We start from the raw sequence: 9,612 nt of genomic DNA, 5'->3' as shown, positions 1-9,612 counted from the left end.
CTTGGCGCGCCGGGTGAGCGCGCCGAGCGCGCTCCCCGGATCCACCGGCCACCAGAGCACCGCCGCCGTGATCAGCACGAGCAGCCCCGCGATGTCGATCGGCGGCTGCCCGAGCGTGAGGATCTGGAAGACGATCGCGGCGATGCACGTGGCGCTCAACGCCCGCCGCCACAGGCGGCGCCAGAACACCGACGCGAGCGCCATGACGAACAGCGCGAAGGTGACGAACCAGAGCACCACCTGCGCATGGTTCCACAGACGGCCGCGGTCGTGGCCCTCGGCCAGGTCCTTCACGCCCAGCATCATCCGGCGTTCCATGGCAAAGTGCATCGGTTCGAAGATGGCGCGATCGAAGGTCACGCCGAGCAGCGACCGGCCCGGGGCGCCCCGCCCGCGCACCAGCAGGCGCGTGGTGGAGTCGGTGATCGGCCGCACGACGAACGACCAGCTGCCGTCTTCGGGACCGGTGAGCGGCGTGCCCGCCATGTGCGTGCCGAATGCGAGCGCGCGCCCCGGCACGAATTCGCGCAGGGTGGCGAATCCGATGCCGCCGGCCTTGGTGGAGGGATACATCCAGAGCTTGTCGCCCACCGCCCACGATTGCCGGTCGGGACGCAGGCTGTCCACCGTGGGCATCTCGCAGCCCACGAGATTCTCCAGCAGATCGTAGCTGTAGAATCCGCCGCGGTCCTGGCCGATCTGGGCCAGCCAGGGCCATACGCTGGCGACGGGCGCGCGGATGGTGATCGCGCGCGTCTCCTGCGCGGCGGCGCCGGGGACTATCGCATCGCCCGGCAGCGGCATGACCGTCTCGGCGTCGGTGGCGCCCCAGCGCAGATACCAGGGGCGCACGAGGACCGCGAACGCGAGCCCGAGCACCACGAACGCGCCGAGCACCGCGAGGACGCGCACGGCGTTGCCGGCGCGAGACGGCTCGGGAGCGGTCGGGGGCGTCATGCCATGAAGATGGCCGGTTCCACTGGAGGGGGGCGTCGGCGATAGTGCCCACGGCGCGTCAGTGTGGACCCTACGCCCGCTCCCCACGCGCGACGGTCAGGGGTGGCGTGGCGCGGTGGTCAGGACCACGACCCGATCGGGCGTGTCGAGCTCACCGGACGGCATCGTCAGCGTGATCGAGCTGTCGGCCTGGACCACGTCCACGCGTTGGCCCGTGCCGAGCATGGATGCGCTGATCACGCGGCGGTCGAACGACGGGATGGCCAACGCGCGATCGGGCCAATCGAGCACGTGCACGAAGACCGTGTCGCCGCGGTACGTCGTGACGCCCCATGACCGCGGCGAGATCGGGCCGCCGCGCGTATCGTAGATGGACGTGCCGTAGCGCCCCATCCAGTCGCCGATGGCGCGCAAGCGCTCCACCGCCTCGGGCTGGATGGTGCCGTCGGGGCGCGGCCCGATGTTGAGCAACAGATTGGCGTCGCGCCCCGCCGCGCGGACGAGCGTGGCGATCAATTGATTCACCGACTTGAAGTGGTGGTCGGTGATGTTGAATCCCCACGAGTCGTTCATCGTGAGCGACGTCTCGAGCGGCAGCGCGCCGATGGTCGTGGTGTTGAAGCCGGCCGTGTTGGCGCCGGGCAGATCCTGCTCGAAGGTCTGCACGTCCTCGCCGGGCTTGGGCGCCTGGTGATGGTTTGGCACGATCAGCGCCGCGGGCTGGAGCCGGTGGATGAGCGCGTACGTGCGCGGCAGCTGCCAATCGGCGTCCGGCTTGTCCCACATTCCGTCGAACCAGATGCCGCCAATGGGGCCGTAGTTGGTGAGCAGTTCGGTGAGCTGCCGGTCCATGAAATCCAGATAGTGGTTCCAGTTTCCGGAATCCGGGCGCGCGGTGAAGTGACCGGTCTGGCCGCGCGGCCAGTAGTCGGGGTTGTGCCAGTCGAGCTGCGAGTAATAGAAGAACAGCTTGATGCCCTGGCGGTGGCACTCATCGGCCAGCTCCTCGAGCGGGTCGCGGCCGAATCGCGTCCAGTCCACGATGTTGTAGCGCGTGGCCCGGGTGGCGAACATCGAGAACCCGTCGTGGTGCCGCGCCGTGATCGTGATGTACTTCACGCCGGCCGCCTTGGCGAGCGACACCCATTGGTGGGCGTCGAAGTTGACGGGATCGAACGTGGAGGCCAGCCACTCGTACGTCCCCACGGGAATCTTCTGGTTCTCCATCACCCATTCGGCGCGCCCGAGCAGGCTGTACACGCCCCAATGGATGAACAGCCCGAATCGCGCCTCGCGGAACCACTCGCGCGCGGCAAGGCGCACCGCGGGCACCGAATCTTCACGGGCAGGGACGGCGTTCTCCTGCGCGCCGAGCGCCGGCGCGAATGCCACGGCGGCGAGCACGGCGACCAACTCGATTCGCTTTCGCATGGGGAGAGATTGCGCGAAATCCCGCGGGACTGCCAGGGCGACCCTAGACGCCGCGCTCGGCGTGGGCCCTGGCGAAGAGCGCCGCGGGCAGTCCAACACCCAGCAGGTGGATCGCGATCTCGTCGACGACCGTCGGCCACTTCATCGCGGCCGGACCGTGGGCCGAGAGGGGCAGCACCACGAAATACATCACGAACCAGACGGCCAGGCCGTACGCCGGCCCCCATGCCCAGGGCCGTCGGGCGAGAGTCCGCATCCGACGGCTGGCGGCCAGATAGACCAGCGCGATGACGAACGAGATCAAGAAGTGGAGGGCGACGCCCAGGCATTGGACCCAGAATCCGCCGCTGAACGCCGCCCGGCCGAGGAGCCCCGACGCGATGCTCTGGAAGATCAGGCGCGGCGTGGCACCCAGAAATCCGTAGAAGACGAGCGCGTCGGCGATGTCCACGATCCCGATCGTGAGCCAGGCATACACGAGGGCTCGCCCGAACGAGAGTCCCTCACGGCCCTGCGGCCCGCTGTGCGCCATGCTTGCCCCGTTCGCAGTCCCGGTGGATGATCGTGTCGCCGCGCTGGATGAATGCGGTCGCACCCTTCTCCCAGAATACCAGATCGCCGGCGCGGTAGCGCCCGCCGTCGGCCGAGATCGTGTGCGCCATGACCACACTCGTATCGGGCGTCCGGAGCCGCAAGCCGTCGGAGAAGAAGCGAACACTTACCGTATAACCGTCGGCGCAGCGAAAGGTGTACGTGGGCCCAGGGGGCGGAGGCGGCACCGTCGCGCAGGCGGCGAGCGCGAGGCCGGCCGCCCCGATCGCGAGGACGCGGCGACCAGGCATCGTCACGGGAGGGGCCAGTCGAGGAAGCGATCCCGCATATCGGCCGGCGGAACCAAGCATTCGCGGGAAGCGCCGAGCAGCCGGTGCCGATGGCGTGCGACGAAATCATAGGCCCGGTCGCGCACGGGCCGCGGAACGAGCCGGCAGGCCAGGGCCATCCGCCATGCGCCACCGAGGTAGCGCGCCACGCGCAACGCGGCCTCGGACCGCACCATCACGCACTCGGCGGGAGTGTCCGGGGCGTCCACCCACACCACGGAGTCGACGCCGCGGAGTTCCGGATGGCGCGCGATCACCCGGCGCGAGACGGCGCCATCGAGCGTGGCGAACCGCAACGAGTGGCGGCGTTCGTGGCGCAGCAGGAACCGCACCGTACCGCTGCAGAGCCCGCACTGGCCGTCGTACAGCAGGACGCTACTCGACATGCCTAGGCCGCCAGCAACGCCATGCACTCACGATAATACAGCACCTCGCGGCCGTCGGGACCGCCCTGCTCGGCGTTCAGGCGCATGGCCCGGCCCAGATCCTCCACGCGAATCTGATGGAACCGACTGGGGAGGAGCGGCGACACGAGCGGCACGAGCGCCTGCGAGAGGCGATCCTGCAGGCCATAGCGAATCTCGCGCGTGACGAGCAGGCTGGGGCGGAAGATGCTCGTGCGCGCGAGACCGGCGCCGAGCACGGTGGCCTCGGCCACCCCTTTGACGCGCGAGTAGCGCACGTGGGAGCGTTCTTCGGCGCCGAAGGCCGACAGGAGCGACAGATGGTGAACGCCGGCGGCGCGCGCGCCGCGCGCGAACGCGCCCGCGTATTCCACGTCCACGCGCCAGAATTCCTGGGGCGGCACCTTGCGGGGCTGTCCGATGCCCATGGTGCAGAAGGCGGCGTCATGGCCGGCGGCCAGGTCCGCCGTGCGGCGTTCGAGATCCGCGAAGTCGATCACCTCGACGCGGAGCTTTTCCCAGCCTGGCGTCTTGGCGAACATTGTCGTGGCACGCCGGACCAGCACCGTGACGGCGGTGCATCGCGGCGATCCGAGCAGCTCGCGCACCAACGCCGATCCCACGGCGCCGGTGGCTCCGACGACGACCGCCTTATATGGAGGGCCTGGCATACCGGGAAGCTACGCGGATTTGCCCGGCCGAAACACTCGCCCTTGACGAACGGCGGCCGGTGAGCAATTATCTATTACAAAGCTAATAGGAGACCGGTTGAGCGTACATCTCACGCGGCGCGAACTCGACGTGATGTCCGTGCTCTGGCAGCGCGGATCGGCCACGGTGGCCGAGGCACGGGACGGCATCGCCGACGACCTGGCCTACCCCACCGTGCTCACCATGCTGCGCACGCTCGAAGCCAAGGGCCACGTGCGCCACGAACTGGAGGGCAAGGGTTTCCGCTACTACCCCGTGCTCGAGAGCGATGACGCGGGATCGAGCGCCGTGCACCGGCTGCTCGACAAGGTCTATCACGGGTCGCGCGAGTTGCTCATTGCCGGGCTGCTGTCCGACGAATCGATCGACGAGGACGAACTGCTCCGCCTGCGCAAGCTCGTGAACGAGCGGATCAGGGAGGCGAAGAAATGATCGCCGCCTGGATGCTCGAGGCGACCGTGGCCGCCTTGCTGTTCGCGCTCGGCGCGGCGGCGGCGCAGGCGGTGCTGTCGCTGTATCGCGGAGCGCCGGTGCGCTGGGCGTGGGCGGCGGCCATGGCGGCGTCGCTGGCGTTCCCGATGGTGTGGGTCGGGTCCGGCGCCGGTTCCGCCACGGCGCGCGGCTCCGTGCCTCCGGCCGGAGCAACGTTGCCGGCCGCAGGCGGCGCGCTCCCGTTCCACCTGCCGCCGGTGTCTGCGGGCGTCGGGCTGGCGTTGCTCATTGCGTGGGGCGTGGCGTCGGTCGCGTTCGCGCTCGTGCTCTCGCATTCCCTCTGGAGACTGCGCGCCGAACGCAGGGCCTGGCGCACGGGCGTGGCGGGGGGCACCGTGGTGGCGCTGTCCGACACGCTCGGTCCCGCGGCCGTCGGAGTGTTGCGGCCGCGGATCGTGGTGCCGCGCTGGGTGCTGGCGCTGGACGACGACGCGCAGCGCGCCATCGTGGAGCACGAGCGGGAACACCAGCGCGCGCGCGACCCGGCGCTATTGATCGCGGCGCTCGCCGCGGTGGTGGTCTTTCCGTGGAATCTGGGACTCTGGCTGGGCTGGCGCGGGTTGCGGCGCGCCATCGAATTCGATTGCGACGAGCGGGTGCTGTCGGCCGGCCTGGATCGCCCGCAGTACGCGCGGGTCTTGTTGGGGGCGTGGGATCGCGCTCGCACGCCGTGGCTCCCGGCGCCGTCGCTCACGCGCGGGTCGGGACTCGGAGCGCGAGTAGAACACTTGATGCGGCAGACGCCGCGGGGGCGTGGTATGCGAACGATCGTTGGAATCGCGATGGCAGCGGGCCTGGTGCTGGCGGCGTGTGAGACGCCGGCGCCGCAACGCGTGGCGGGCCCGATCACGCCGGTGCCGTCGAAGGCCGAGGCGCGCGCGCCCGGTACCGGTCAACCGCTCGTGTTCGTGGACGGAGTGAAGCAGGCGTCGATGGCCGATGCGCCGGGCGATGCCGCAACTACCGGCAAGGGACAATTGCTGCGGCTGTTCCCCGCCGTCGACGCGATCGCGAGCGTGGAAGTGCTCAAGGGGCCGGCGGCCGCCGCGAAGTACGGCGCCGACGGTCTCAACGGCGTCATCCTGATCACCACCAAGAAAGCCGCAGCCGCGGCGGCGAAGACCGGCGCGGGCCGGTAGTCGCCACCGCGCGCCGGCCATTCCTCACCGCGGCCAGAGCCACCCGAAGGCGCCCGCGGTGAGGCACGCGTAGAACAGTCCGTCGACCGTGGCCTTGATGGTGAGGCTCCACGCCCGCTTGTACCAGATGGACATCTGCCAGAGCGCCACCGAATACGCCAGGAAGGCCGTCGCGCCGGCGAAGCGGAACACCTGCAGGTACGTTGCTCCCGCCGGCAGCGCGCGCCCCGTGATGTACGCCGAGAAGGCGCTCACGATGAGCGCGTAGACGAACCAGAGCACGAGGTTCGAACCCATCCCGCCGGCCCCGTTGGGCATCACGGTCATGACCAACTTGGGCCCGCGGTCCAGCTTCGCCTTGAACGCCTCGGTCTTCATCTCCGCCATGTCCTTGGGCCGCGGGAGCATGTAGTCCCCGGGCTGGAGATTGAACGGCCGGAGCGCATCGAGCAGCTTGTCCTGGTCGGGCAGCGCCGGATAGTCGCCCTTGTGCCACGGCAGCACCATGTGGATGATGGAGCTGACCACGAAGACGATCACCGCCGACAGCACCACGGGAATCCACAGCCCTCGCATGCCTACCATGGGGACCTCCGGTTCGGGGATGAGTCACCTGACGGATGCAGCGCCCCCACAACGTGCGGGCGGCCGGTTCAGCACGTCAAGGCCACGGGGGAGCGCCTGACCAAGGGACATGCGGTGGCGCGCCTGCGCTCCGCGCCGGTGGGCGCCTATCGGGCGTGTCCCGCCCACGCCAGCAGCGCGGCCGCAGTCTCGCAGATGCCGCCAACCCCCACCAACACCAGCCCGGCGACTCCCAGATAGAAGGCGCGATCGTACTCCTGCGTCACGGCGCTCTCGAACCGCCCCTTCAACCGGTCCACCACGGAGTCGAATCTCGCGTCGATCTTGGCCACGACCGCCTGCTCCTGCGTCGAGTATTCACTCTCCGGCATCTCGAACCGGTGCATGGACTCGTCACGGGTCGTGGCCGCGGCTTCCAATCTGCCGGCATGTTGCTGACGCCGGATCAGACGCATGGGTCCTCGCATGACGTCGTACGCAAGCAGCCCGGCCCCGCACGTGGTGAGCGCGGGGCCGGTGACGGCGAAGATGTTGTAGAGCGCCGTCATGCCGCGGGCGCGGGTGGCACGACGCCACCCCGCGTCCGCTCGATCACTTGCCGGCCCCCGCTCGCGTGGCCGCGTTCGCGAAGATCGCCACTTCCACGCGCCGATTGCTGGCGCGCCCCGCGTCGGTGTCGTTGGAGGCCACCGGCTCCATCTCGCCGCGGCCCATGGTGCGGATGCGGCTCGCCTGTACCCCCTGCGAGACCAGAAAGTCCGATGCCGACTGCGCGCGCCGCTCGGACAAGGCCTGATTGTAGTCGGCCGTGCCCGATGCGTCGGTATGCCCGACGATGAGCACGTCGGTATTCGGATACTGGTCGAGGCTCACCGCGAGATTATGCAGATTCGTGGCCGCGTTGGGCAGGATCTGCTCGGAGTTCAGGTCGAAAAGCAGCCCCGACGCGAACGTCACCTGGATGCCCTCGCCCACGCGTACCACCGTCGCGCCGGTCACCGTCTGCTTGATGGCCTTGGCCTGTTGGTCCATCTGATTGCCGATGATGGTGCCGGCGAGCCCGCCCACGACCGCCCCGATGATCGCTCCGCGCGCCGTCGACCCCGTGTTGTTGCCGATCACGGCGCCGATGCCGCCCCCGGCGCCGGCGCCGATGAGCCCGCCACTTCCCTTCTTGTTGAGCATGGCGCAGGCGGACAGGGAGAGTCCGACCGCCACGAGCACGCCGGCGCGTCCCGCACCGTGAAGCGTGGTTGTCCTGCGTGTCTGTTGCATGGGTGTCTCATGGAGAGGGGGAGGCGATGACCTGCCGGCCATCGTGCGTGGGGCCGCAGGGGAAGGCCGCGGTCCTAGCTCTTCCTGGCCGGTACGAGCAGCAGCGCGCCGCCGACGACCACCGCGGCGATGCCAGCCCAGAGCGGAATGGCGACGGTCTGCCGGTCCTGCATGGTCATCGAGAATGGTCCCATCTGCGCCTCGTGCGTGCGTCTGGTATACGTGAAGCCGCCATACGCGAGTCCGAGCGCGCCGCCGACGATGAGCACGATCGCCACGAGCTTGATTGCGTTCATTGTGAAATCTCCATTCGAGGGCTACAGCACCTTCCGACCCTGGATGACGCGCACCAGGATCACGATGATCGCGACGACGAGCAGGATGTGGATCAGCCCGCCCATCGTGTATGCGGTGACCATTCCGAGCAACCAGAGGACGATCAGAATGATCGCCAACGTCATCAACATGGGGTCTTCCTCCGCGCCCGAAGGCGGTGGTAGAGGCGCCGGCGCGCGTACGGCGCGCCGGTGCTATGAATGCTTGCCGCGAGTCTCCGTCGATCCCTGTTTGTCGAGCAGGAGATTGGCCACGATCTGCTTCAGTTTCTGATTCTCGTCCCGGAGCACGCGGACCTCCTGCCATTCGCCCGCGGCGGCGCTGTCGTGCTTCTTGCGCCAGCGGTAGAATGTGGTCTGCGTGATGCCCAGCTTGCGGCAGATCTGCACGGCGGGCGTTCCGGCCCTGACCTGCCGGAGCGCCTGCACGATCTGCTCCTCAGTGAATTTGCTTGGTCGCATCCATCGATCCTCGCTCCCCGCTTGCGCTCCATGATCGGCGATCTGCCGGGCGCCGCCCTCCGCGCCCGGCACATCGCCGCTGAGCTGACCATCAGCTCGGGCCGTCATCGCTCCGGCTTCACGACGTCGGGCGCGATCAGCAGGTGGAAGACCGCCCGGCGATTGGGCGCCTCACCGGCCACGCCTGCGGAATTGGGGATCTGCTGGCGCTCGCCCTTCGACTCGACGATGATGCGGTTGGCGGCGATGCCATGGTCCACGATGTAGTCCTTCGCGGCCTGCGCCCGCCGCGTGCCGAGCGCCATGTTGTAGGCATCGGTGCCGACGAGGTCCGTGTAGCCTCCGATCACGATCGTCATGTTCGGGTTGGCGCGGAACACCTCGATCTTCTCATCGAGAATCGCCTTGGCGGAATCGGTGAGCACCGACTTGTCGAACGCGAAGTGGATCCGCGCTTCCATCGTCGCCAGGGTCGCGGCCGACGTGACGGCGGCCTGGGTCACGGGCGCATTGGCGAGCGAATCGCGCAGCGCCTGCAGCGCGGCATCGCGATCGCGGAGCCGGCGAATCTCCGCCGCGCTCACCGAATCGTCATGCTGCACCACGGTCACCGTGGGGCCCGTCACCGTCACCGTCCGTGTCTCGTGGAACGGGTTCCGGTACAGGCTGAGTCCCACGCGCACACTCTTGTACGACTTCCAATCCTGATTGGCCAGCCAGTCCCACACGCCGTCGATGCGCAACGCGGCATTGTCGTTGAGCGCGAACTTGAAGCCGGCCAGCGCGTCCACTCCATAGGTGTGCATGAAGTTGGTCTCGGTGGAGACCCCGGCGCCCGCCCCGAGCAGGAACGACACGCCGCCCGACTTGAACGGCACCGCCACCAGTCGCCCCGACAGCAGGCCGACGTTCACATCATTGAGGCCGTTCGGACGCGTGG

15 protein-coding genes are annotated in these 9,612 nt (G+C 68.8%); 2 read left to right on the top strand and 13 right to left on the bottom strand.

Annotated elements, in window-relative coordinates; genetic code table 11:
- From VNE60_00565 to VNE60_00540, 6 genes are all read right to left on the bottom strand, one after another.
- The coding region (locus VNE60_00565; GenBank protein HVB29998.1) for a hypothetical protein at nt 1-957 on the bottom strand (957 nt) is incomplete at its 3' end.
- Nucleotides 958-1,053: 96 nt separating this feature from the next.
- Complete coding sequence (locus VNE60_00560) at nt 1,054-2,388, bottom strand: alpha-L-fucosidase (GenBank protein HVB29997.1); 1,335 nt, start codon at nt 2,386-2,388, stop codon at nt 1,054-1,056.
- A gap of 43 nt (nt 2,389-2,431) precedes the next feature.
- Nucleotides 2,432-2,920: a hypothetical protein gene (locus VNE60_00555; GenBank protein ID HVB29996.1), complete on the bottom strand. Its 489-nt coding sequence runs from the start codon at nt 2,918-2,920 to the stop codon at nt 2,432-2,434.
- Nucleotides 2,892-3,230: an MliC family protein gene (locus tag VNE60_00550; protein HVB29995.1), complete on the bottom strand. Its 339-nt coding sequence runs from the start codon at nt 3,228-3,230 to the stop codon at nt 2,892-2,894. Before VNE60_00550 ends, VNE60_00555 begins: the two co-directional genes overlap by 29 nt.
- A 2-nt stretch (nt 3,231-3,232) precedes the next feature.
- On the bottom strand, nt 3,233-3,655 hold the full coding sequence (locus tag VNE60_00545; GenBank protein HVB29994.1) for a DCC1-like thiol-disulfide oxidoreductase family protein: 423 nt from the start codon (nt 3,653-3,655) through the stop codon (nt 3,233-3,235).
- Between the two features lie 2 nt (nt 3,656-3,657).
- A complete protein-coding gene (locus tag VNE60_00540) occupies nt 3,658-4,344 on the bottom strand; it encodes an NAD(P)H-binding protein (GenBank protein HVB29993.1) in 687 nt (228 codons plus the stop codon).
- 97 nt (nt 4,345-4,441) lie between these two features.
- Between VNE60_00540 and VNE60_00535 the strand changes: the two genes are divergently transcribed.
- Nucleotides 4,442-4,816: a BlaI/MecI/CopY family transcriptional regulator gene (locus VNE60_00535; protein ID HVB29992.1), complete on the top strand. Its 375-nt coding sequence runs from the start codon at nt 4,442-4,444 to the stop codon at nt 4,814-4,816.
- Nucleotides 4,813-6,015, top strand: a complete 1,203-nt coding sequence (locus VNE60_00530; protein HVB29991.1) for a M56 family metallopeptidase — start codon at nt 4,813-4,815, stop codon at nt 6,013-6,015. The genes VNE60_00535 and VNE60_00530 overlap by 4 nt, the downstream gene beginning before the upstream one ends.
- Before the next feature lie 24 nt (nt 6,016-6,039).
- On the opposite strand, the gene VNE60_00525 is transcribed toward VNE60_00530, so the two are convergent.
- From VNE60_00525 to VNE60_00495, 7 genes are all read right to left on the bottom strand, one after another.
- Nucleotides 6,040-6,600, bottom strand: coding sequence for a hypothetical protein (locus VNE60_00525; protein ID HVB29990.1), 561 nt, complete (start codon nt 6,598-6,600; stop codon nt 6,040-6,042).
- A 146-nt stretch (nt 6,601-6,746) separates the two neighbouring features.
- The gene (locus VNE60_00520; GenBank protein ID HVB29989.1) at nt 6,747-7,148 is read right to left on the bottom strand and encodes a hypothetical protein; all 402 of its coding nucleotides are present in this window, start codon (nt 7,146-7,148) and stop codon (nt 6,747-6,749) included.
- A gap of 43 nt (nt 7,149-7,191) precedes the next feature.
- Nucleotides 7,192-7,875 carry an OmpA family protein gene (locus VNE60_00515; protein ID HVB29988.1) on the bottom strand — a complete coding sequence of 228 codons (684 nt, stop codon included), beginning with the start codon at nt 7,873-7,875 and terminating at the stop codon, nt 7,192-7,194.
- Between the two features lie 74 nt (nt 7,876-7,949).
- Nucleotides 7,950-8,171: a hypothetical protein gene (locus VNE60_00510; protein ID HVB29987.1), complete on the bottom strand. Its 222-nt coding sequence runs from the start codon at nt 8,169-8,171 to the stop codon at nt 7,950-7,952.
- A gap of 21 nt (nt 8,172-8,192) precedes the next feature.
- Nucleotides 8,193-8,342 (bottom strand): lmo0937 family membrane protein, encoded by a 150-nt coding sequence (locus tag VNE60_00505; GenBank protein HVB29986.1) that lies wholly within the window; start codon nt 8,340-8,342, stop codon nt 8,193-8,195.
- 63 nt (nt 8,343-8,405) lie between these two features.
- Nucleotides 8,406-8,672 carry a transposase gene (locus VNE60_00500; protein ID HVB29985.1) on the bottom strand — a complete coding sequence of 89 codons (267 nt, stop codon included), beginning with the start codon at nt 8,670-8,672 and terminating at the stop codon, nt 8,406-8,408.
- A 104-nt stretch (nt 8,673-8,776) separates the two neighbouring features.
- The coding region (locus VNE60_00495) for an OmpA family protein (protein ID HVB29984.1) at nt 8,777-9,612 on the bottom strand (836 nt) is incomplete at its 5' end.

The sequence above is a fragment of the Gemmatimonadaceae bacterium genome (assembly GCA_035533755.1).
Classification (GTDB): domain Bacteria; phylum Gemmatimonadota; class Gemmatimonadetes; order Gemmatimonadales; family Gemmatimonadaceae; genus JAGWRI01.
The sequence above is the reverse complement of the archived record's forward strand: the minus strand, read 5'-3'. Positions and strand labels throughout refer to the sequence as shown.